Consider the following 22,189-nt stretch of genomic DNA (forward strand, 5'->3'; position numbering starts at 1 on the left):
GTGTCCCCATTTTAAAAAAAAAATATCAGTGTGGTTCATGAGACAAGCTGGTAGGTATTTGCCCGAATACATACAAATGTCTAGAAATCATACATTCTTTCAAATGTGTGACTCGCCTGAGATAGCAGCAGAAATAACAATGCAGCCTATAAAAAGGTTTGACTTCGATGCCGCAATAATCTTTTCAGATATTCTTGTTCTACCAAGAGCCCTTGGATGCAATATAGAAGTTAAAAAAGATATCGGACCCGTTATAGAAACCATAGATAAAGTCGAAAGTCTTAATTACGATGAATTCGCGAAAAAAATTTCTGGAACATTAGATGCAATCCGTATCACAAGAGGGCTACTTTCCAAGGAAAAGAAGCTAATAGGTTTTGCTGGAGGACCGTGGACAATAGCACTCTACATAATAGAGGGTAAATGGGATAAAACTTTTCTTAAAACGAAGAGTTTCATAAATAAGCGGTATTCCGACTTTAAAAACATAATAGATATATTGACGGATGCAACAATATCCTATCTTAAAAAGCAAATCGAATGTGGCGCGGATATAATACAAATATTTGAAAGTTTTGCTTCCGCTGCTTCTTTTACTGAATTCGAAGAATTCATCATTGAACCAACGAAGAAGATAGTCAGTTCTATAGATGTTCCTGTAATAGGCTTTCCAAAGGGTGCTGGGGCTTCGTATTTGAATTATGTCAGGGATACGTCTGTGGACATTATAAGTACGGATTATAGCCTCTCCCTTGACTGGATAGTGCAAAATCTACAACAGTATGCTACGATCCAGGGAAACCTTGATCCGTATCTCTTGGCTTTCAACAAGGATAAAGCACTTTACCAGACAGGGAAAATACTTGATTCACTTTCTGGTGAGGATTTTATATTTAATCTTGGGCATGGCATCTATAAGGAGACTCCAATAGCAAACATAGAGTCTGTGTTGGATAAAATAAGATCGAAAAACTGATTCTGCATTCTATACATTTGTGGTTCTGTTTGTTATTAATCTGGTGTATGTATTAATAAATGAAGTTTTTGACTAGTCTCGAAGAGAAAATCTTAGATATTAAAAAAAAAAAAATGCTGTAATACTATCTCATTATTACCAGGACAGTGAGATACAGGATTTAGCCGATTTCATTGGGGATTCACTTGATCTTTCAAGGGCTGCTGCAACCACGGATGCGGAAATAATAGTATTCTGTGGTGTGAAGTTTATGGGAGAGGTTGCAAAGATACTTAGTCCGTCTAAGAAGGTTCTCATGCCTGATCTGGACGCAGGGTGTTCACTTGAGAAATCTTGTAAGGTTGGTCCATTCAAGCATTTTATAAGCAAAGTTGATAATCCATTTGTTTTGACTTACATAAATTCCTCTGTTGAGGTGAAAGCTGTTTCGGATTCAATATGCACCTCTTCTAGTGCTGAAAAGATAATCAGGAATATTCCAGCTGATAAGACCATAGTATTTGGTCCAGACAGATATCTAGGTGATTATCTACAGAAAAAAAACAGGGAGAAGTATGGAAATCTGGAACGGGACTTGTATCGTCCATGAGAACTTCTCTGAAAAGCATGTAATATCACTAAAAATGAGTAACCCTGACGCAAAAGTTATCGCTCATCCTGAATGTAAAGATACACTTCTGAATTATGCTGACTTTATAGGGTCTACATCTCAACTTCTTTCTTATGTTAAATCATCTGGTTTTATGGAGTTCATAATACTTACTGAGCCAGGTATAATACACCAAATGAAGAAAGTATTACCCGGTGGTAGGTTTTATGAAGTCGGTGCAAGTGGTGGCGTCTGTGAAATGTGTAGTAAATGTCCTTACATGAGATTGAATACCATTGAAAAGTTATACAACTGTCTGAAGAAGGAAGAACCCTATATAACTATAGATCAGAGTATCGCACATGCTGCTCGCTCTTCAATTGACAAAATGTTTTCCTTGTTAGGATTAGAATAGTGTCATATTACTGTGATAGTACATCAGTAGATGTGGTAGTATGACTCATGTAATCATTTTATATTCAAGCCTAATGGACTGGACTAATACTTTTCTGTTAGGTCAGTACAGTATCCATGGTGATAGGTTTATTTGCTGCAAATAGATTTTCTTACCTTATTGATTATCTGAGATGGTAGTAATTGTGACAAGTCACCATTTAGTGTTGCAACTTGCTTTACTAGCGTCGATGAGAGAAATTGTGTTTCATTTGATGCTGGAAGAAATATCGTCATTATGTCTCCAGCAAGCTTGTGATTTAGCCAGCTTATTTGGAATTCGTATTCAAAGTCTGATACTGCTCTGAGGCCACGTATTATTATTCTACAGTTCTCGTTCCTCATGAAATTAACTAAAAGACCGTCAAAAATTTTTACTTCTATGTTTCCGGATATTTCACTGATTGACTCAGTGACAAAGTCGAGCCTTTCTATACTCGAAAACGTTGGATTCTTTGAACTTTTTTCTGCTATTCCTATGATCAGCTTATCCACTATTAGCAGTGCCCTCTTAATTATGTCTAGGTGTCCCAAAGTTACTGGATCAAAGGTTCCAGCATATACGCCAATTCTCATAATAAATTATCCGACTAGCTCAATAACCAAAATTTTTAATTCATTTTGAAAATCTTCCTTTATTAAATTTCCATTCATTATCACAGTTCTTTTTGTCGAAGGTTGCATTCCTATCACGAAGTTCTCAAATAGAGCAGATTTTCCACCTATTTTTATATTCGCCTTATCCGAAATTATTTTTTTTCCTTGTAGATCATACACTTTGTATTTTATTTCCGCTCTATCACCACACATCTTTGCTTTTTTGTTAGTTATTCTTCCATCTAATATGATAGGTTCTGATTCTTGTATTGAGATATCGCTATTTTCAATATCTACTATCTCCATTTTGAAGGATGTGAAATCACTAATATCACTATTCGGGAACATCTCTCTTGCTATATAGTTAGAGACTCCTATAGTTGCTTCCTCAGTTTTTTTCATTCCTATTGGAGCTATATTAAATACAGGAATGTTGTGCATTCCGACCTGATATTCAAGTTGTTGTATTACACCTATTTTATCCCCAAAAGCATTGATCTTAATTTTATCACCACATTTTATAGGAGTACCTTCTCCAGGCTTTATTACTGAATGGTAAATGAAGTTATCATAAAACAATCTATTCCTTATTCCGTCAAATAAACCATAATTGTCTAATCTAGAATCTATGTAGAGTTCAAGTATTGGCTTAAATATGTAATATCCAATAGAGATCAATATGTTATTCCCGCTGTGTACCTGTAAATTATACTTATTTTCTGGGTCTGAGTCCCTTACGTAAATTGCGAGAAACAACGATGAGAAGAATAACAAAAGCAGTAATATTATTACCTTCAGAAATTTTGACATTTTATATGGAGCGCTTATAACCAACTTAAGCATAGTATAATGTTCCACGTGGAACAATTATAAAAAGCTGTTCGTAATTTATGGAATTTTTTTCCTAAAATTTAGTTATACTGATACTACCCGAGGTGCTATGATTTTTTATCGAGTGATATGCAGATGTTAGATGAAATCGTTAATCTTAATACTGATGAAATAGATGCAAATGAAAATCAACCTAGGAGGAGTTTTGATGAAGCATCACTATTGGAATTATCAGAATCAATAAAAAAGAATGGAATAGTACAACCGATCGTTGTTAGAAGAAAAGGAAATAGATATCAGCTAGTTGTTGGGGAAAGACGACTCAGAGCTGCAAAGAAATTGGGTTTAAAAGTCATACCCGGAATTATAAAAGAATTTACAGATCAATCATCGCTGGAAATTGCTATCATAGAGAACGTACAAAGAGAAGATTTAAATTCGATAGACGAGGCGATTGCATACAATAGACTCATAGAGGAGTTTAAATATACTCATGAGGAAGTTGCAAGTATTGTAGGAAGGAGTCGTAGCTATATTACGAACCATGTAAGGATATTATCGCTTCCTGATAATGTAAAAATACTTTTAAGAGATAAGAAGATTTCTCTTGGCCACGCGAAATTATTAATAAGTGTGGAGAATAATGAGTACATAGCTGACGAGGTAGTAAGACTTTCTTTAAACGTCAGGCAGACCGAGGATTTAATAAGGAAGATTATTAATAAGAAACAAAGTTGTTCTGATATAAAGAAGAGCAGCGAACTGTTGATGTTGGAGAGAAAAGTCTCTGAGAGGTTAGGGATGAGAGTAGTAATAACCGATACTAATGGGAAGTATGGTAGTGTTAAAGTGACTTTTAAGAATCTTGATGAATTACGGAACGTATTAGAGAGACTGAGTCAGTAAATATTTTTATGAATGCTAGGATATATGATATTATATATTATATGTGATATTAAAAAAATGTAACTTATGCAACAGAATAGAAGTCGGTTTGGGAGAGTTTTGGACAGTGTTGGATCCTTTTTTAGAATTAGAGTCGGGGAGTCAATGAGGAACTTGTCCAATACTATTCTCAGAGAGAAACCAAAGGGGAAAGTATCTCTAGGTTTCTACTATGCTCTATTCAAGAGTTTGTTTTCCACGGACTTGGCGAAGAGATTAGAGAAAGCCGAATATTTTACTCTATCCTCTAGGAGGAATTTTTATAACAAGGACAGGGTTATGAAGATTCCTCATTTTCTTGCTGAGTTCAAGGATGAGGAAGTAGTAAAAACGAATAGAGATACTCTAACAATTAATGTAAGAGGAAGACCGTATACTCTTGAGCCGATAGCTATAAATGATGAGCAGAGCGTATCAGGAAAGAGATTGTATGAGATAAAGGGACTAACTGATGGATTGATAACTACGCGAAGAAAGGAACTATCTGCATACTGTATATGGGTGGATGCAGATAATAAGATTTCTGATCCGCCATACAATACTCCAGGTAACCTGAAGATGTTATTTCATGGCTCCGTCAAAGCATTTAGTCCGGTTGTCAGGGGCAAAAGAGATAGAAGTATAAATATTGTTGCCACTCTAATAGCGTTTCCTGTTCATGTTGGTACGTTAGTTACGAAAGGAGCTGTCTACGCTGCTATAGAATTATTAAAGGTAGCTGTACGCCTTACAACTCATGTTGTTATACCAGTCTTATTTATTGTAATATCCTCCATTGCCTTGACTGTTGGTCTTTTTACGATGCCTTTTCTCAGCAAGCAGGGAAGAAAAGATTATCTTTCTCATTATCCCACTGTCCTGAAGACGGCAGGTGAAATGTTTTGTCTTGGTACTTTGGGTTATGTGAAAAAAAATCTGCTTGATTCAGAGAATATCTATTATAAATTGGAAAGTATAAAGAATGGGGCTCTCGAAGTAAGTGACGATGAATTAAAAATACTTAATTCAAAAAAAACAGCACTATCAGTACTTAATAAAATATCAATAGTATTGGAGTTCCCGATCGTTGTACTCAGGGGTGTGACAAATTTTTCGTGTTCATTACTGAGGGCGGTAGCAAGTTCCGCGATTGGGGTACTTACCCTAAATCCCGATTATTTTAAGGCTTCTAAATTTTTAGTAAAACAGCCTTTCCAGGAAATAAAGGATGATGTTTCAGCAACTTTAAATGGAAAGGGGGTATCTAGTCCTACTAAAATGGAACAGGTGATAGGTTTTGACGAAACTGCCTTTAATGAAGCTATCAAAAAAATGGATGAAACAAGCTCTAGTATGGACCTCGATGGAGTTGCATTACTCGGGATGAGCTTGAGATCAACTGGCTTCTCCGAAGCGGGCGAAGATAGTGGGACACCACCTTTTGTTCCTAGAAGCTGCATAACAGCGATGCGAGGTCAAGCTATATAAATAGTCCTGTAATGTTGTGGTCCTCCATGAAATGGCTACTACTACACAAAATTGACTTAGTAGTGAAGTTCTGTATTTCTGCATTCAAAGGTCGATGGATCCTATGCTAGATCAAATCCTTCTCGTTGTGAGGTAGACGTATCTTCACAATAGTTCCACTTCCCTCCTTACTGTTTATCTCGAACACTCCCCCCATTAGTTCGACTAACTTCTTACTGAGCGGGAGTCCTATACCTGTGCCATCATATTTTCTCGATAGTTCAGTATTTGATTGTCCAAATACTGATAATGCCTTTGCTATATCCTTTTCTGGGATTCCCACACCGTTATCAGATATTTCGATTTCAATTTCGGATGGTAATTTACGTATGGAAATGTTTATATCTCCATTCTCATCAGTGAATTTCACTGCATTCGAAAGTATATTAAGTATCACCTGTTTGACCCGTTTGTGATCGCTTTTTATCAGAATTTTATTTGAGAAAAAGTTCTTCGATACCTTTATATTTTTCCTCTTGGTAGTCGTCATCCTGATACAAGTCTCCATGAGACGTGTTAAGTCAAATAGACTCGGCTTTATCTTCAGACTGTTCAATTCTGACTTCGAAAAATCCAGTATATCATTGATTAGATTAAGAAGGTGATTCCCAGAATAGTATATATCATTTGCATAATCTTTATGCTCTTTACTTGCTGTATCCGCTGTACGTATCAGATCTGAAAATCCTATTATCGCGTTTAATGGTGTTTTTAATTCGTGACTCACGTTCGCCAAAAACTGTGATTTTTGCAGACTGATCTCTTCTATATTTTCCTTAGCTTTTTTTAGCTTTGTATTTATGGAAAATTGTTCATTTAAGACTCTTGAGCCTTTTATTATCTTCCTGACACTCCAAGCGAAAATAGCGATGCAAACTAGAATGACGACTAGTGTAAAACTGATCCATAGAAAGCGAATAGGTCCTACTATATTATTCGCATTGTAAGTGATCTCCATAATAGATGGAGTTTCCTCATCTGCATCTAGGGAAACAGTAGCTATGATATTTCCTTTGTTATCGCTTGATAGGAGTGAGATATTTTCTTTGAAGTCATAATTCGACGGGTGATGGACATGTTCGAAATATTTATTCAAACTGAATATTTTCATTTCTCCCTTGTATAATACTTCCACTTGTACAACATCCAATGTTTCGAAGAAGAGTTTTGCTTCATTTTGGAGATGTATAAATTGTGGTTTTCCCTCTATTTTTATTGGATCGGAATCATACATTTCCAACATGAATGAGTACTTCTCCCAGATCAAGTGATTAAAAACATTGCGAATATTTATGGCATTTTTCCCCACAGTATTTGCCAATACCACTTCTTCAGTTTTTACGTACCCTATAAATGATGTTATTAATATTAGCGCTACAATGAGTATAAATGATGTTACGTAATTCGACATTGGAGACCAGCTAGCATTATGCAATAATAATCAATGAGATAGTTAAAGTATATAATTTTTGTTCAAATCATACAGATGTACGATTATGTAGTGATCGGTGGCGGTGTAGAGTCATTTCTTTTCAGTTTTTTTGTTTTATCTAGATTTGGTGGTTCTAAGATAGCATTCGTAACAAAAAGTACAGCTGACATATCAGATTTTTCATCTGTTTCAAAAGTAGGTTTTAGGCATGTTAGTAAGTTCGAGTACACGAATTTTTTATCAGGATCCTATCTTAGACTTCTAAAAAGAAGGATATCTTTAGGCGGTTGGAGAAGTACAACCAGAACCCTCAGAAAGTATGAGAAGAATTGGTTAAAAAAGAGATTTCAAGCAAAGCTTTCGGATAGGTTTATTGGGGATATAGATCGCAGATTGGGAATTTTAGCTCATGAAAGTGGAGTTTCATGGGATGAGTTTTTACAGAACCATGCAGAATTTGGATTGGATGTTGACTTGAAAAGGAAAGTATATCGATTTTCAAATTGTCCGGAGGAGGCTGAAGAGAAGAATGATTTAAGTCCTATTGAGATAGATGGCGTAGAGAAAGATAGCCCATTTCTTAGAGGTGCTATATATGATGATAGATCTTTTAGTTTTAATTCTTTAAAATTTTGCAGAAAAATCTTGAATTTTTTACGCTCTAATGGTGTCGATTTTTTCTGTAATACGGAGATTTCGAAATTAAATTTCACTTTAGAAAGAAAGTTAAAAAGTGTTGTATCTTCCAGTGGGAAAGTATTTACTGGACGGAATTATTTTATTGCCATAGGTGCGAATTCCTTCGGTTTGAATGATTTTTTTGGGCTTAAATATTTGACTCAACCTATCCTAGGATTATGGTTTCTTATCGATGGGGTCAGAGCAGAAAATCCATTCAAGTATCATCATTACGTTAATTCGAATCTAGCTTTTTGCCAGAGTTATACACCCATATCTTCAATTTCTGATGGGTTTGGATATTCGACAGGAGATAATGCTCTAGTTGTAGGAACAGGCTGCGCATGGACGAGATCTCTGTATGGAAAAAGTTGTTCTGGAAACGCTTTCGTTCAGATGAACGAGAAACTACTTAGGAAGCTGTTTCCTGGGAAAAAAATAGTGCAGATACATGGTAATTGTATCAGAAATTTTTCATATAACGGGCTACCTATAGTATTCTCTGGGGATAGCCTGAACGGAAAATATTTTTTGATTTCAGGTACTGGGACTTTCACAACTGCCGCTTCAGTTAGAAACGTCGAAAGGGCAATAGAATTCTTCAATAGTTAGAGACTTCCTAGTAGAATGATAAGTCATTACTTCCAACCATTTTCGTCTGCTATGAGTATTGCGACTGACATATAAGGAGCTATTTTAGAGAGATCTGTAGAATCAAGCTTGTAGGCTCCCCAACTCTTCAGTATCTCGGAATTTTCCACAGAAGCTAAAATAGGATACTCATGGTTTTCTGTAGCATACATCTCTTGTGCTTTTCTACTAACCATGAATTGGAGAAATTTTATTGCGTTTTCCTTGTTTTTTGCATATCTAGTCACTCCAGCACCGCTTATATTGACCATCGCTCCCCTGTTATCCTGATTCGGAAAAATGACCCCTATCTTTTCTGCGACTTTCTTGTATACATTCTTGTCTGACGCAAGGATCCTGGCCACATAATAGCTGTTAACGACAGCCAGGTCTCCCTCGCCGGAAGCAACTCCCTTAATTTGATCTATATCCCCACCATAAGGAGGCCTGGCCATATTTCTAACCACTCCCTTTATCCAGCTTTCAGTTTTCTCCAGGCCGTTCGCAAATATCATGGATGCTATAAGAGACTGGTTATACGGAGAATTGGAAGATCTGAGCAATAATCTGTCTTTCCATTTTGGATTAGATAGATCCTCATAATCCTTGATCTCGGAGGGATTAACTCTATCTTTTGAGTAGACTATCAGTCTTGTGCGACGTGTAAGACCAAACCAATAACAATTCCTCAGATTTGAAGGGATTGCTGATTCAAGTACAGCAGAAGAAATACACTGCAGTAGATTCTCACGTTCCGCGAAAGCCAAGTTGACGACATCCGCTGCTATGAAAACATCCGCAGAAGTGTTCTTGCCCTCACTCTTCATGCGCGAAATCAGTTTTATTGCATCATCAGTGATGTAATTCACCTTTATACCTGTCTCCTCAGTGAAAGCAGCAAAAACGTCTCTGACCATCTGCTCCTTCCTTGAAGAGTAGACATTGACAACATTGGACTCTGAAGAGGAATCTTTATCCTGGTCAGCGTCTTGTCTTTGATAAAACAAGAAACATAGAAGCAACAGAGCTATCGGTACCAGATAGTACAGCTTATTAGACATTATGAGGGAATTTTATCACAGCACCAGCAATTCATGATTGTACACAACGTTTCTTCTAATATGCAATATGCAGAAAGTTTATCTTTCCATTTTCTTTGCCTGTTCCTGGATGTTTTTCCGATTATATTTAGGGCCTTAATAGTCGATAGAGATTCATCCTGCATAAGAATCGGTTTTCCTGTTGTATCACTCAGTTTAGCTGAAAATTTATCTATAAAGGATAACCAGCCGTTGTTTCTTGTATGAGAGAAAGGTGTACCAACTACTATCCCTGAATAATCTTGCTTGATTTTTTGTATATACCAAGCGTCACAACTCCTACCTCTTGAATCAAACTGAAAATAGTCCTGGACATATTTCAGTTGAGGATCGCTCACTGCTACTCCTATACTTTTTCTCCCCAGGTCAACAGCTATTATTCCCTTACCTTTTTCGATTGCAGCCAGGAACTCCAGTAAATTGAACGTTATCATCTGCGGACACGAAAACCCGGATAACCTAAGTCATATGATATCCACACTAAGGATATTACTTCACACTCTGAGATTTCAAGTGCTGAAAATAGCTAGAGGAATAACGTTGGATTTCTTTTGTGGGACGAACCAATAATTGCTTCCTGTAAGGATCCTTTAAAATGTATCTATAAACTTCTATTTATTTTTACTGAGGGATGCTAAAAAGCATCTTAAAAAAAAGCACGAAGGGACAGAGCCCCATGTCTAGAGAATGTACTCAACAGCATTACATGTAGGGGAGGTGCTTGCAACGAAATCTGGAGCGGGCGAGATTACAGCGCATTCGCTGAAAAAGCGTATATAAAGAACGTGATTGCCTCGTGAGCAATCAGTATAGTAGCAGTGGCCGCCTCTTCTGTGCCAATACAGCTCTTCGAGTGTAGAGGGACGGAGAAGAAACTTCGCTTAATTTCGCACCCGCTCATTGATTTATTAAATGAGCCTAATCCAAATATGTCAAGAGTAACATTGATAAAGAATGCTGTTACGTACAAATTGATAAGTGGGAATTTATACTTCCTTAAGATAGGTGAAGAGGTTCCAAGAGAACTACATCTTTTACGGCCTGATAGAGTTACTGTAATTCCGGGGAATGAATGGGTTATGGGTATAGGATCGGGGATTATGAAAGAGAGTACTATATGAACAGATTCACAGGTGATTGTGATGTCCTACATATAAAAAACTTTCATCCCTACAACGATTGGTATGGGCTCTCACTAGTGGAAGCTGCTTCTTACAGTATGATCAGCATAACCAAGCTAGCCTCTGGAATCAGGCGATGCTCAAAAATAGCGCAAGACCAAGTGGTGCATTCGTTACTAAATCAAAAGAACCACTTCCTAAGGAGCAGTTCAGACATCTCAGCAGACAGATATGCGACTATACCGGAACAGAAAATACCAGAAGACCAATGCTCCTGGAAGATGGTATAGAATGTGGTATAGAATGGAAGGAAATGAGTGTATCACCAAGAGAAATGGATTTCCTTCAAAGTAAGTGCAACTCCGCCAGAGAAATTGCTTTAGCATTTGGTGTTCCGCCACAATTGTTAGGCATACCAGGGGATAATACTTACAGCAACTTGATAGAGGCCAGACTATCATTGTGGGAGGAGACCGTATTACCTATCCTCGACGAAATAGTAGATAGTCTTAATGTTTGGCCATCTCCGGTCTTTGGTGATAATTTGGAACTCGCATACGAAAAGGACGGCATAGAAGCATTATCCAAGAAACGTGGAAGACTCTGGGATTATATAGAAAATGCTTCATTCCTAACAGTCAACGAAAAGAGGCAGGTCTTTGGATATTCGACCATAGAAGATGAGGATGTGATCACAAGAAAAAGTAAGAGTATCAAAAAGAATAGAAATAAAAACGGATAGACTATGAGGTAATTACGATAAGTAGAACTTTTGATTAGTTGTACCTCCACGCATTTCACCTGGTTGTCTTGATTCCAGCACGCGTTCTACAAGCACGTCACTCAGGGAAACATGAATCGTTTTGAGTCCTTACTCTCTTCGGCGCCTGATTACGTAATCAGGTTTTTTATCTCCATCCGAATCTATACCAATGTATGAAGGTGTACTTATTATGTTTGTATCTGGATTATGTTTGTATCTGGAATTCCATCGTCTGTGATATCAACTCCAACTGTTATATGCAAGATCTCCGCTAATTTGCATAGCATCAGAATAATAAAAGCTATCCAGAATGACTTCTTCTTAAATATCAGAGCCGCTGCATAAATCTACTCATTATAACGTGGATGAAAAACAGCAAGTATAAGGTATAAAGGGGTTCTAAGGGCAACAATAAATGTTTCTGATATAATTGAGTAAATTTTTATCTCTTCAGTAGGGCATCTTTGTTTTCGTAGAAGTACAGACATGCAGATGCAAGACTGGTCAGGCCAGCTACCCAGATAAAGAACGTTGGTAGAAAATCTGGAATCCAATCTTTATGCAGAAGGTACAAGAGTATCGCTACTATTTGCGAAATAGTTTTCAATTTACCCAAGCTGTTCACTGGAAAAGTTTTATCATCTCGAGCTAAGTACTCTCTTAAACCAGAAACGAAAAATTCCCTGCAGACAATAATGATTGCAGGTATCAAGGTGGTTCCAGTGATATATTGCAGGTGCACTAACATCAGGATTGCAGTAGCAACAATCATCTTATCAGCTATTGGGTCGAATAGTTTCCCGAATTTTGATTGAGCTTCTAGCGTTCTTGCCAAATATCCATCGAAAAAGTCGGTGAGACTCGCGCTTGAAAATATCAGCACTGTCACCAGCCAAGAGAATTTGCTCTCGATATAGAAACTCAAGCAAAACAAAGGTATCAGAATTATCCTCAGGATCGTGAGCAGATTGGGTAAATCCTTCATTTGAATTCGTTATAAGATCCACGAGTATTGCACCAGCAACAAACCCTATCATCTAATTAATAGTCTTGGAAGGTTCATATGCTTAGGCAGTTTTCCTTTGGTTGATGCTGCAACACGTAATGGATGCTTGCGATGCCTAAATTCCGCGATTAGCATAAACTTATTTCTCAATTGAAATACGACCACTAATCGTGGTAGAAATACCATGTCAATATGTGGAATTCCAGTGGCTTTGATCATCTATTTACTAGCCTTTGTAGTAATTTTTTCCTCTATTAGGGCAGTTTCTTGTAGAAATGCAGTCCATTCAGTCCTGTATCTAGTGCTGACGTTCTTTACGGCTTCCATCGTGCTGTTGGCGTCTGGTGCAGAGGTAATCGCGTTTATGCTACTTATCGTATACGTAGGAGCGATAGCTATACTGTTCCTTTTCGTCGTTATGATGCTCAGAATTGATGAATTTGATCTATCTGTCAAATTCTCCGTAAGGAAATGCGTAGGTTGTGGAATTCTGGCATCAGCTTTTTGTTTTTGGTTAGTTGATTCGTATACGTTTCAGGGACTTGAGCGTCCTCACGTGAGCATCAAAGACGTAGGTCTAGTGCTATATACGGATTATGTATATCTTTTTCATTTGTCTGGGGTGTTGTTGCTTTTCGCGATGATTGCTGCAGTGATTATCACTCTTGCTAGGAAGAAAAATGTGAAACGTCAGGTGATCAGAGAACAGATCTCCAGATCATCCGAAGTACGACTTTTGGATGTACCATCAGGGAAAGGAGTGGATTACTGACATATTTATGCTGGAGTAAAGAATGTCCTATCCAGTGAAATTGCAGTATCGTGATTAGCTGACTCTAATTATGAGTGTGGTTTTCGTGGTAAGGTTGGGAAGTACCAAAGTACCCATAACTTTGCTAGAATGTCGGGATCTGTATGCGAAAGTCCTATGAATCTTGTGTTCGTGACATTTTTTATTGCTAGTTGTCTATTTTCAGTTGGTCTTTTCGGAGTCCTTCTCTCTACGAGGAATCTAATTAGCGTACTCGTATCGATAGAGGCGATACTGTTAGGTGCGGTGCTGAATTTTTGTGCTGTTGCGACTAGCGTACTTGAGGGTCATGTGGCTGCTATTCTGGTGATTACGGTCGCTGCAGCTGAAGCCGCGATAGCGTTGGCAATAGTCGTCGTATACTTTAAAAAGTCTGGTGCCATAGACGTAAGAAGTATGAGCCGACTAAAAGGCTAGAGCGCATTTTGTGCTGTTCTTCTACTACTTGGAAAAGGTGTGGATGCCTCAGGTTTTGTGGACTTTGAGTTTCGTGAGTTTACTTTAAAGTTGGAAAAACTATAATGGTTAGTGTGATTCGACCTGATTGGTCGCTCTCCGTTTTTGCACTAGTGGGGTCTTATACTTTTTGCTTTCGTGCTTAGTTCAATTTACGAGGTCAGGAAGTTCATCCATGTTTGAGTATCTAGTAGTTTTTCTGCCGCTCATATCATTTTTCTCCTGTTCGCTTCTGATAAAGTTCAGGGAGTCAATATGTCTCCAGCTTTGGAGTTCACTTCTTGTTGGGGTTGCTGCTATTCTTTCATGGAAGCTTTTTTACTCACTTGGGGATGGTGAGACCCTCTCGCTTCCCGTTTATACCTGGATTTCTGTGGGATTCTTGGAATCCAATTTCAGCTTGCACGTGGATCGATTCATTAGTCTGATGTTCGCAGTTGTGAACACCGTCTCCTTCGTTGTTCACTGCTATTCCATCGGGTATATGAAAAGTGATCCACATAAATCCAGATTTTTCGCGTATCTCTCGCTTTTCACTTTTGCGATGCTTGTCCTAGTGTCCGCTGGGGATTTTCTTCAGCTTTTCCTAGGCTGGGAAGGCGTCGGAGTTTGTTCCTATCTCTTAATAGGATTCTGGTTTAAGAAGGAATCAGCGAATTTAGCTTCCATGAAAGCTTTTATAGTCAACAGGATTGGAGATTTTTGTTTTTTAGTTGGTATATTCGCGGTATACAAGATTTTCGGAACTCTAGATTTTACTGATGTTACTTCCAGTATAGAGTTGCATCTGGATACGAAGATACTTGGTTTTGATGCTATTAGCTTCATATGTTTGATGCTCTTTATTGGATGTATGAGCAAGTCGGCACAACTTGGTCTACACACGTGGCTGCCTGACGCAATGGAAGGCCCTACACCTGTGTCAGCACTTATACATGCTGCTACCATGGTTACAGCTGGTGTTTTCTTGGTGGCGAAATTATCATTGCTATTCGAGAGTGCACCTCTGGTAAGGCAACTGATTATGTGGATAGGTATCGCTACGGCAATATTCGGGGGCGTGATTGCCCTATATCAGGATGATATTAAGAAGACAATTGCTTATTCTACTTGTAGTCAGCTCGGATATATGTTTGCGGCTTGTGGTGCTTCCGCGTATGTAGCTGCTGTTTTCCACCTAGCGACGCATGCCTTTTTTAAGGCTCTGCTGTTTTTGTGCGCTGGAAATGTTATCCATTCTGTTCATGGTGAGCAAAATATGCATAAGATGGGTGGTCTCAGGCGTAGAATGCCATCAACTTACTACATGATGCTCATAGGAAGCCTTGCTTTATGTGGCATTTTTCCGTTTGCAGGGTTTTATTCAAAAGACCTTATAATCTTGTCTTTATCATTTTCGGAGGTACCTTTTATACTTTCGATTCTTGCTGTACTTTGTACTTCTCTTTACTCTTGCAAGCTGCTCATACTAGTCTTCTCCGGGAAAGAGCGTTTTGATGTTAAGAAATTCCATTCCCCATCTATAAGTATGACACTACCTTTATCATTGTTGGTATTCTTTTCCGTGACCTCGGGCTATTTTGGTGCACCCTTCCTCCTTGAAGGAAATTTTTGGGCCAATACGGGATTGGTTTTCAAAGCCCCTATAGAGGTCCATGGATTCAAGCATTTTCTGCCAATAACTTTCGCTTTGGCTGGCTTGATTCTTTCTTATAGTTTCAGAGATGTCCTATTACAGGTAGGTTACCTTTCTCGGAATAGGTGGTTCTCTCTTTTTGGTCTGCTGTTGTTCCTGCTCCTATTTTTGAGTATCGATCTAGCGATAGTAGCCGGTGTGCTTCTGATAGGGGTGCTAGTTGTCGATCGTAAGAGTTTCATCTTTTCTAATCTGTGTAAGCTTCTACGCTCCAAGTTCTACTTCGATGAGATCTATCATTTCCTCTTTGTCAAAAGGATTGCGTGGCTAAGTAATTTCTTCTGGAGAGATATCGATATTGCCTGTATAGATTCCATACCAGGATTGTGTGCCAAGATCGTTGACAAGACTTCTTCTGTGACACTCAGCTGGCAGACCGGTCTCATATACCATCACGCTCTATTTTTTATACTCGGATTGCTGCTTTTCTTGTGGGTTATCTGAAAACCTTTTCATTGTACTCCTATAGGGTTCGCTTTTGTGAATCTGAGTATTGCTTTGCGCCAGAAAACTAGGCTCTTTTTTTGTAAATGAATATATCAATTATGAGATTTTATACCAATATGTATTATCATATCAAGTATATTCCTAAATTTATAAAATCTCGGAGAAATAAATGAAGCTTACCAATACTTGTTCCTTCGATGAGTTAAAAGAATCAGTTTTAGAGCAGAACACGGAGCTTTTCAGTGATCTTCTGGATAGTTCTGAGGTGACTGATATATTCAAAATGACCGATATTCAAGGTGAGACAATACTTCATATTGCTTGTGGCGCAGGTAATGTAAAGGCAGTCATCTCTGCCCTGGAGTATGATGCGGATCTGAATGCCAAGAATAAAGTCGATTCTGACACTCCACTTCATATTGCGGCAAGGAATGATAATTTGGTTATACTCATGCATTTACTGAATAGTGGCGCATCCGTTATCGAGAAGAATGCTAAAGGTAATACTCCCCTGCATGAAGCGGTTCTGTTCAATGCAAAAAGGAAAGTGTTGAATAAAATGGTTGAGTGCTGCATTACCACTAAGGGACGAGGAATTGCTTGTGATATGCTCAATAATGACGGGAAAACACCACTGGATCTTGCGCTTGAATCGCTGAACGTAGGAGCTATTGAAGCATTGGCGCCTCTCAAGGATATCCTAAAAGTTAAAGTGGAGCGACTAAGTCCTCAGACTCTTTATTTAAGCTCGGTGGAAGGACAAAGAGTTCATTTGCGTAGTAGATGAGCAGAAGAATAAAAAGTTTATTCATTAACCGCAATAGTGTTTTTGCAGTTGCTTGAGGTCTAAATTGTTCTTGAGGGTATATCGGATTTTTTCCATCAGGACGTTCATGAAGTACACATTGTGGTATGTGATTAAGCTAAAGACGATATTTTCCTTTACTGATAGCAGATAATTCAAATACCCCCTGGAGTAAGTTTTACATATTTTGCAATCACAAGATTCTTCAATTGGGAGATCACAGCGTTTAAATACACTGTTCCCTAGATTTATGTATTCTCTATTGATGTACTCCAAACTGGAAGAATGCTTTACCAGTGCTCCACCATGTCTAGCTATCCTCGTGGGATGGACACAGTCGAAGGTATCTATACCTCTTGCCACACCCATAAAGATATCGGAGATGCCTCCTATACCAAGTAGATGGACCGGCCTTTCTTTACTGAGGTCTTCCATGGACATCTCTACGACGTCCATCATCTCCTTTTTATCTCTTCCGAGTGATCCTCCTATCGCGTGTCCAAAGAATTCCCTGCTATTATTAAATGCAGCACTTTCCCTTCTTAGATCGTTGAAGGTTCCACCGTGTATGATCCCGTATAATCCCTGCCATCTTTTTTTATGCATTTTTGCGTAAGCCAAACTTCTATCAGCCCACCTTTCGTTCCTTCTGAGCGCTTTTGTGTTGTAGGTCTTGTCCTTCGAAAATTTAGTGCACTCATCCAGTACTACTATGAGGTCTGCTCCTAATTTTATCTGTACATCGATTGATTTCTCCGGTGAGAGAAAAAATCTCGTGCCGTCATAATATGATTTGCATTCTATTCCCTCTTCGGAAATTTCGATAATGCCTGACTTGTTTTGCTTACATGAATATTTTCTTTTTAATTCATCTACTTTCGCTGTATCCTTTGAGTTTAGACTGAAAGCCTGGAACCCTCCAGAATCTGTTAACATTGGGCCATCCCAGCCTGTGAATCTTTGTATACCCCCTGCATTTTCTATATACTCTCCTCCAGGCTTAAGCATCAGATGATATGTATTCGAAAGTATAATCTGTGAGCCGGCTTCCTTTACTTGATGTGTTCCTAATCCTTTGATGGTCCCCCTGGTCGCACAGAATATAAAGGCTGGCGTGTGAACAACGCCGTGTTTTGTTGTAATTGTTCCTATCCTTGAGGGTCCCGCCCCATTTTGTATATATTCGAATCTAGGGAAAGTTTCAGAATCGGTCATGAAGTTTTCTGTCTCTTTGTAGATATTATACCTTTTAGTGTCTTTTTGTCTTTATATAACAACGTCTATGAAAAAGTGTTCAGAACTTTTCCAGGAGTCGATAATATGGCTGCTGTGTTGCAAAAACTATTTTCTAGTAGGATGCTGTCCTCTTGTAGGAACTAGATGAAATTTATGCCCAGTATACAAGAGCTGATAAATGGATATAGAAGATTCTATGGACAGTATTTTCTGGATAAGAAAAATCCTGTTTATAAATCCCTTATTAGAGGGCAGAGTCCTAGTACTTTATTTATAGGATGTAGTGATTCCAGGGTGGATCCAGCCATACTCACTGATGCCAATCCAGGAGATATTTTCGTAATCAGGAATATTGCGAATCTAGTACCGAAGTATGAACCAGAATGGTCTACCTGTCATGGCGTAAGTGCTGCTATAGAGTTTGCGGTTCAGATCTTGAATGTTAGCGATATCGTAGTCATGGGTCATAGCTGCTGTGGCGGAATAAGAAGTCTGATTGATAACGATTTTAAAAAGAACAGTTTCATAGCCGGGTGGATCGATATCGCGTCTCCAGTAAAGACAGCTATTCCAGATATAATGAAGAAAGGAGAGTGCAAATATTCCCTATCCGAACAACTTGCGATAAAGCTGTCACTCAAAAATTTGCTGACGTTTCCATACGTGAGCTCCAGGGTTGAAACCGGGACAGTAAAGCTACATGGTTGGTACTTCTCGATAAATACAGGGGAACTGAAAATCTATAGCCAAGAAGAAGATGTATTCGAGCCAGTACGCGGAGTCTGAGCTTGGAAATGCGTAAGGAAGATCAGCGCTAGAGAAAGTAATACTGCAACCACCTGGCTCGAAAGAGAAGCATTGAGATATACGACAGTATATCTCAATGACATGGACTACTTTTTATCATCATCCTTGACTTCTTCGTACTCCGAATCTACAACTTTTTCCTCTCCCTCGGATTTTTTCTCGTTATCGGATGAGCCTGCCCCAGTCGAAGTACTTTGCTGATTCTGGCTCTGTGAATCTTTATACATTGCCTCACCTAATTTCATGGAGGCTTTGGAAAGAGCATCAGTTCTTTCCTTAATTGCTACAGGATCTTCATTTCCCATTACTTCCTTCAGGGCCTTAATTGCCTCCTCGATGTTTTGCCTGTCGGATGCTCCTATCTTGCTACCGTACTCGCTGAGAGATTTTTCTGTAGAGTGGATTAAGCTTTCTGCATTATTCTTTGCTTCTACTAGTTCCCGTTTCTTCCTATCTTCATCAGCTTTGGCAGCGGCCTCATCCACCATCTTCTTGATCTCTTCATCTGTCAGACCACCAGAAGCCTGTATTTTCACAGTTTGTTCTTTCCCAGTGCCCTTATCTTTCGCTGATACATGTACTATACCATTCGCGTCTATATCGAAACTTACTTCAATTTGCGGCACTCCCCTCGGTGCTGGAGGGATTCCTTCTAGACTGAATTGACCGAGTAGTTTATTATCATTAGCCATCTGTCTTTCGCCCTGGAACACCCTAATTGTAACTGCAGATTGACTGTCCTCAGCTGTAGAGAAGGTCTGAGACTTTTTAGTTGGGATGGTAGTATTACGATCGATCAACTTTGTGAACACTCCACCAAGTGTTTCTATACCTAGGGAGAGTGGTGTGACGTCCAACAGCACTATATCCTGAGCATCACTTCCTCCGGCTAGGATATTCGCTTGAATCGCAGCTCCCACCGCTACTACCTCATCTGGATTTACGCCTTTGTGTGGCTCCTTACCGAAGAACTCAGTAACTTTCTTGATAACAGCCGGCATTCTTGTCATACCGCCGACTAGCACCACATCGTGAATTTCTTCGCGTTTCAGGCCAGAATCTTTCAGGGCCTTTTTACATGGCTCTATTGTTCTATCAACCAGATCGGAAACTAACGACTCGAGTTTTGCCCTGGTGAACTTAATATTCAAATGTTTAGGACCAGAGGCATCAGCTGTGATGTATGGTAAATTAATATCAGTTTCCTGTGTACTTGAGAGTTCTTTTTTCGCCTTTTCTGATGCTTCTTTTAACCGCTGTAATGCAAGAGGGTCAGTCCTTAGGTCCATGCCGTTCTCTTTTTTGAATTCTTCGACCAAAAAATTGAGGATTACCCTATCAAAGTCTTCACCGCCGAGGTGCGTATCACCGTTCGTTGCTTTCACCTCGAAAACACCATCGCCTAGCTCCAGAATAGAGACGTCAAATGTACCACCGCCCAGGTCAAATACTGCTATGTTTTTGGTTGTGGAAGTTTTATCCAGTCCATAAGCAAGTGCTGCAGCTGTAGGTTCGTTAATGATTCTAAGGACATCCAATCCCGCAATCTTACCGGCATCCTTTGTTGCTTGACGCTGTGCATCATCGAAGTAAGCCGGAACAGTGATCACCGCTTTTGTTATCTTGCTTCCTGAGTGTGCTTCGGCTGCCTCCTTTAGTTTGATCAGAATGTTCGCTCCTATCTGACTAGGAGAATATACCTTTCCACCAGCTTCTATCCAGGCATCACCGTTTTTCGCCTCCGCTATTTTGTATGGATAATCTTTCTGTGCTGCCTTGACCGCTTCATCACTGAAGCGCCTACCTATGAGCCTCTTTGAAGCCATTACAGTATTCTTGGCATTAGTGACTGCCTGCCTCTGTGCTGGAGCACCAACCAATATCTGATTATCCGCTGTAAAAGCAACGACAGATGGAGTCGTACGTGCACCCTCAGCGTTTTCTATTACCTTATCCTTGATAGCTACGCATGAGTTGGTGGTTCCCAAATCTATACCTATTGCTATTTCGCCTGCCATAATATTTTTATATTTCTCTATGGCAGTATATGTAATGATCAAATACCTGAATTACAAGATAAACATCTGTAACACATGAATATTTTCTTCTCGGAAAAGGATGCCTAGCTAAATTGGATATCACTTTGCTATAGGATAATAAATCTCAGTATGTCTATCAGTATGTCTAAATTCTATAACCTTCATGCTAGGTCAATTTTTCGTGCCATAATTTTCCGGATGTCTGAAAGGGATAAGTACTCTCATTAGTCAACTCAAGAAACTAACCATGCGTTATAAAGCGACTATAGAATATAATGGATCCGAATTCTCTGGCTGGCAGAGACAGAAAGATGCCAGATCAATACAAGGAGAACTCGAAAAAATCCTCCAGCTCCTGTTCAGAGAGGAAATCACAATAACCGCTGCTGGCAGAACCGATTCAGGTGTACATGCCCTAGGGCAGGTGATTCATTTTGATGTTGAGTATCCGAGACTACAGCCCTTTCAGATAATGAATGCAGTGAATAATCATTTAAGAGATAGTCTGATTGCGATCACTAACGTAGAAATTGTCGATGAAACCTTTGATGCCAGGTTCTCTGCTAAAAGGAGGCACTATCAATACAGAATCATCAACAGGAGAGCTCCATTGACTATCTACAGAAAACTTTGTTGGCATCTCTTCCAACCTCTAGATTTTGATCTGATGCTTGAGCAAGCAAAGTATCTGATAGGAAAGCATGATTTTCAGAGCTTCCGCTCTGCAAAATGTAGTGCCTCGAATGCGCTAAGGACACTTGATCAGTTCGATATAGTCAAGAATGGTGAGGAAATATTATTTTCAATATCTGCTAGATCATTTCTGCATAATCAGGTTCGAATCATGGTGGGGACTTTAGTTGCTATTGCTTTGGGCGCACAGAGTAGTGTTCCAGAAATTCTTTTGAAGCGAAATCGTTGTTATGCAGGTCCAACAGCGCCAGCTCATGGACTCTATCTAGTGAAGATAGATTATTGATTTCTTGAAAGTTGTGCTTAAAATTTCTGAACTTAGTATATAATATAGCCGATATCGTAGTATAGCTTAGAACAGATTAGTATAGATGTTCATAATTAATCCTGCTTACTGCCGCTAGCAGCGCCATGCGGCTTATCCACAGAAATGTGTCAGAATGTGTTTTGTATTTACAATTAATCGAATTGTACACTTATTAATCAAATTGTATACTTATAGCGTGTATTATATAAATAAATTCACAATTATCACTGATTATCTTCAACAGCAGAAGGAAAAGTATCATCTT

Annotated in this window: 20 protein-coding genes and 1 pseudogene; 13 read left to right on the forward strand and 8 right to left on the reverse strand. The window is 38.8% G+C overall.

What is annotated here, in order from left to right:
* Window positions 1–28 precede the first annotated feature (28 nt).
* Window positions 29–976, forward strand: a complete 948-nt coding sequence (gene hemE / locus NHE_RS00005; RefSeq protein ID WP_269479138.1) for a uroporphyrinogen decarboxylase — start codon at window positions 29–31, stop codon at window positions 974–976.
* A 59-nt stretch (window positions 977–1,035) separates the two neighbouring features.
* A pseudogene (gene nadA, locus NHE_RS00010) lies at window positions 1,036–1,980 on the forward strand (quinolinate synthase NadA).
* A 128-nt stretch (window positions 1,981–2,108) separates the two neighbouring features.
* Here the strand turns inward: nadA and coaD are convergent.
* Window positions 2,109–2,594, reverse strand: coding sequence for a pantetheine-phosphate adenylyltransferase (gene coaD, locus NHE_RS00015; RefSeq protein WP_038558636.1), 486 nt, complete (start codon window positions 2,592–2,594; stop codon window positions 2,109–2,111).
* 6 nt (window positions 2,595–2,600) lie between these two features.
* Window positions 2,601–3,458 (reverse strand): hypothetical protein, encoded by an 858-nt coding sequence (locus NHE_RS00020; protein WP_232214985.1) that lies wholly within the window; start codon window positions 3,456–3,458, stop codon window positions 2,601–2,603.
* Window positions 3,459–3,581: 123 nt separating this feature from the next.
* On the opposite strand from NHE_RS00020, the gene NHE_RS00025 reads away from it, so the two are divergent.
* Together NHE_RS00025 and NHE_RS00030 are read left to right on the forward strand one after the other, a co-directional pair.
* A complete protein-coding gene (locus NHE_RS00025) occupies window positions 3,582–4,352 on the forward strand; it encodes a ParB/RepB/Spo0J family partition protein (RefSeq protein ID WP_232214986.1) in 771 nt (256 codons plus the stop codon).
* A 66-nt stretch (window positions 4,353–4,418) separates the two neighbouring features.
* A complete protein-coding gene (locus NHE_RS00030; protein WP_156927324.1) occupies window positions 4,419–5,858 on the forward strand; it encodes a hypothetical protein in 1,440 nt (479 codons plus the stop codon).
* Between the two features lie 106 nt (window positions 5,859–5,964).
* On the opposite strand, the gene NHE_RS00035 is transcribed toward NHE_RS00030, so the two are convergent.
* Window positions 5,965–7,308, reverse strand: a complete 1,344-nt coding sequence (locus NHE_RS00035) for a sensor histidine kinase (protein WP_038558642.1) — start codon at window positions 7,306–7,308, stop codon at window positions 5,965–5,967.
* Between the two features lie 75 nt (window positions 7,309–7,383).
* Between NHE_RS00035 and NHE_RS00040 the strand changes: the two genes are divergently transcribed.
* Window positions 7,384–8,619: an FAD-dependent oxidoreductase gene (locus NHE_RS00040; protein ID WP_038558646.1), complete on the forward strand. Its 1,236-nt coding sequence runs from the start codon at window positions 7,384–7,386 to the stop codon at window positions 8,617–8,619.
* Window positions 8,620–8,645: 26 nt separating this feature from the next.
* Here NHE_RS00040 and NHE_RS00045 read toward each other — a convergent pair whose 3' ends face one another.
* Both NHE_RS00045 and NHE_RS00050 read right to left on the reverse strand, forming a co-directional pair.
* Window positions 8,646–9,698, reverse strand: coding sequence for a Fe(3+) ABC transporter substrate-binding protein (locus NHE_RS00045; RefSeq protein ID WP_038558649.1), 1,053 nt, complete (start codon window positions 9,696–9,698; stop codon window positions 8,646–8,648).
* The gene (locus tag NHE_RS00050; RefSeq protein ID WP_038558652.1) at window positions 9,698–10,171 is read right to left on the reverse strand and encodes a RuvX/YqgF family protein; all 474 of its coding nucleotides are present in this window, start codon (window positions 10,169–10,171) and stop codon (window positions 9,698–9,700) included. Before NHE_RS00050 ends, NHE_RS00045 begins: the two co-directional genes overlap by 1 nt.
* 399 nt (window positions 10,172–10,570) lie before the next feature.
* Between NHE_RS00050 and NHE_RS04390 the strand changes: the two genes are divergently transcribed.
* On the forward strand, window positions 10,571–10,858 hold the full coding sequence (locus NHE_RS04390) for a phage portal protein (RefSeq protein WP_232214987.1): 288 nt from the start codon (window positions 10,571–10,573) through the stop codon (window positions 10,856–10,858).
* A 136-nt stretch (window positions 10,859–10,994) separates the two neighbouring features.
* A complete protein-coding gene (locus NHE_RS04395) occupies window positions 10,995–11,600 on the forward strand; it encodes a phage portal protein (protein WP_232214988.1) in 606 nt (201 codons plus the stop codon).
* Between the two features lie 463 nt (window positions 11,601–12,063).
* Here the strand turns inward: NHE_RS04395 and pgsA are convergent, their stop codons facing one another.
* On the reverse strand, window positions 12,064–12,606 hold the full coding sequence (gene pgsA, locus NHE_RS00060; RefSeq protein WP_038558655.1) for a CDP-diacylglycerol--glycerol-3-phosphate 3-phosphatidyltransferase: 543 nt from the start codon (window positions 12,604–12,606) through the stop codon (window positions 12,064–12,066).
* A 205-nt stretch (window positions 12,607–12,811) separates the two neighbouring features.
* On the opposite strand from pgsA, the gene NHE_RS00065 reads away from it, so the two are divergent.
* The 4 genes from NHE_RS00065 to NHE_RS00080 all read left to right on the forward strand — a co-directional run bounded on the left by NHE_RS00065 (window position 12,812) and on the right by NHE_RS00080 (window position 16,824).
* Window positions 12,812–13,399, forward strand: a complete 588-nt coding sequence (locus NHE_RS00065; RefSeq protein WP_232214989.1) for an NADH-quinone oxidoreductase subunit J — start codon at window positions 12,812–12,814, stop codon at window positions 13,397–13,399.
* 156 nt (window positions 13,400–13,555) lie between these two features.
* Window positions 13,556–13,855 (forward strand): NADH-quinone oxidoreductase subunit NuoK, encoded by a 300-nt coding sequence (gene nuoK, locus NHE_RS00070; protein ID WP_038558658.1) that lies wholly within the window; start codon window positions 13,556–13,558, stop codon window positions 13,853–13,855.
* Window positions 13,856–14,069: 214 nt separating this feature from the next.
* On the forward strand, window positions 14,070–16,034 hold the full coding sequence (gene nuoL, locus NHE_RS00075; protein WP_038558660.1) for an NADH-quinone oxidoreductase subunit L: 1,965 nt from the start codon (window positions 14,070–14,072) through the stop codon (window positions 16,032–16,034).
* Between the two features lie 172 nt (window positions 16,035–16,206).
* Window positions 16,207–16,824, forward strand: a complete 618-nt coding sequence (locus NHE_RS00080) for an ankyrin repeat domain-containing protein (protein WP_051579473.1) — start codon at window positions 16,207–16,209, stop codon at window positions 16,822–16,824.
* Between the two features lie 24 nt (window positions 16,825–16,848).
* Here the strand turns inward: NHE_RS00080 and tgt are convergent, their stop codons facing one another.
* Window positions 16,849–18,057, reverse strand: coding sequence for a tRNA guanosine(34) transglycosylase Tgt (gene tgt, locus NHE_RS00085; RefSeq protein ID WP_038558663.1), 1,209 nt, complete (start codon window positions 18,055–18,057; stop codon window positions 16,849–16,851).
* 174 nt (window positions 18,058–18,231) lie between these two features.
* On the opposite strand from tgt, the gene NHE_RS00090 reads away from it, so the two are divergent.
* Entirely contained in the window at window positions 18,232–18,864 is a 633-nt protein-coding gene (locus NHE_RS00090) for a carbonic anhydrase (protein WP_038560307.1), read from the forward strand.
* Window positions 18,865–18,971: 107 nt separating this feature from the next.
* Here NHE_RS00090 and dnaK read toward each other — a convergent pair whose 3' ends face one another.
* A complete protein-coding gene (gene dnaK / locus NHE_RS00095; RefSeq protein ID WP_038558666.1) occupies window positions 18,972–20,903 on the reverse strand; it encodes a molecular chaperone DnaK in 1,932 nt (643 codons plus the stop codon).
* Between the two features lie 268 nt (window positions 20,904–21,171).
* On the opposite strand from dnaK, the gene truA reads away from it, so the two are divergent.
* Window positions 21,172–21,903 (forward strand): tRNA pseudouridine(38-40) synthase TruA, encoded by a 732-nt coding sequence (truA, locus tag NHE_RS00100; RefSeq protein WP_038558668.1) that lies wholly within the window; start codon window positions 21,172–21,174, stop codon window positions 21,901–21,903.
* The last annotated feature ends 286 nt before the right edge of the window (window positions 21,904–22,189 follow it).

Source organism: Neorickettsia helminthoeca str. Oregon, assembly GCF_000632985.1.
Classification (GTDB): domain Bacteria; phylum Pseudomonadota; class Alphaproteobacteria; order Rickettsiales; family Anaplasmataceae; genus Neorickettsia; species Neorickettsia helminthoeca.

Excerpts from the sequence above, each read along its gene's own strand:
- coaD (WP_038558636.1), bottom strand. The coding sequence starts at position 2,594 with ATGAGAATTGGCGTATATGCTGGAACCTTTGATCCAGTAACTTTGGGA.
- NHE_RS00020 (WP_232214985.1), bottom strand. The coding sequence starts at position 3,458 with ATGCTTAAGTTGGTTATAAGCGCTCCATATAAAATGTCAAAATTTCTG.
- NHE_RS00025 (WP_232214986.1), top strand. The coding sequence starts at position 3,582 with ATGTTAGATGAAATCGTTAATCTTAATACTGATGAAATAGATGCAAAT.
- NHE_RS00030 (WP_156927324.1), top strand. The coding sequence starts at position 4,419 with ATGCAACAGAATAGAAGTCGGTTTGGGAGAGTTTTGGACAGTGTTGGA.
- NHE_RS00035 (WP_038558642.1), bottom strand. The coding sequence starts at position 7,308 with ATGTCGAATTACGTAACATCATTTATACTCATTGTAGCGCTAATATTA.
- NHE_RS00040 (WP_038558646.1), top strand. The coding sequence starts at position 7,384 with ATGTACGATTATGTAGTGATCGGTGGCGGTGTAGAGTCATTTCTTTTC.
- NHE_RS00045 (WP_038558649.1), bottom strand. The coding sequence starts at position 9,698 with ATGTCTAATAAGCTGTACTATCTGGTACCGATAGCTCTGTTGCTTCTA.
- NHE_RS00050 (WP_038558652.1), bottom strand. The coding sequence starts at position 10,171 with ATGATAACGTTCAATTTACTGGAGTTCCTGGCTGCAATCGAAAAAGGT.
- NHE_RS04395 (WP_232214988.1), top strand. The coding sequence starts at position 10,995 with ATGCTCAAAAATAGCGCAAGACCAAGTGGTGCATTCGTTACTAAATCA.
- pgsA (WP_038558655.1), bottom strand. The coding sequence starts at position 12,606 with ATGAAGGATTTACCCAATCTGCTCACGATCCTGAGGATAATTCTGATA.
- NHE_RS00065 (WP_232214989.1), top strand. The coding sequence starts at position 12,812 with ATGTCAATATGTGGAATTCCAGTGGCTTTGATCATCTATTTACTAGCC.
- nuoK (WP_038558658.1), top strand. The coding sequence starts at position 13,556 with ATGAATCTTGTGTTCGTGACATTTTTTATTGCTAGTTGTCTATTTTCA.
- nuoL (WP_038558660.1), top strand. The coding sequence starts at position 14,070 with ATGTTTGAGTATCTAGTAGTTTTTCTGCCGCTCATATCATTTTTCTCC.
- NHE_RS00080 (WP_051579473.1), top strand. The coding sequence starts at position 16,207 with ATGAAGCTTACCAATACTTGTTCCTTCGATGAGTTAAAAGAATCAGTT.
- tgt (WP_038558663.1), bottom strand. The coding sequence starts at position 18,057 with ATGACCGATTCTGAAACTTTCCCTAGATTCGAATATATACAAAATGGG.
- NHE_RS00090 (WP_038560307.1), top strand. The coding sequence starts at position 18,232 with ATGCCCAGTATACAAGAGCTGATAAATGGATATAGAAGATTCTATGGA.
- dnaK (WP_038558666.1), bottom strand. The coding sequence starts at position 20,903 with ATGGCAGGCGAAATAGCAATAGGTATAGATTTGGGAACCACCAACTCA.
- truA (WP_038558668.1), top strand. The coding sequence starts at position 21,172 with ATGCGTTATAAAGCGACTATAGAATATAATGGATCCGAATTCTCTGGC.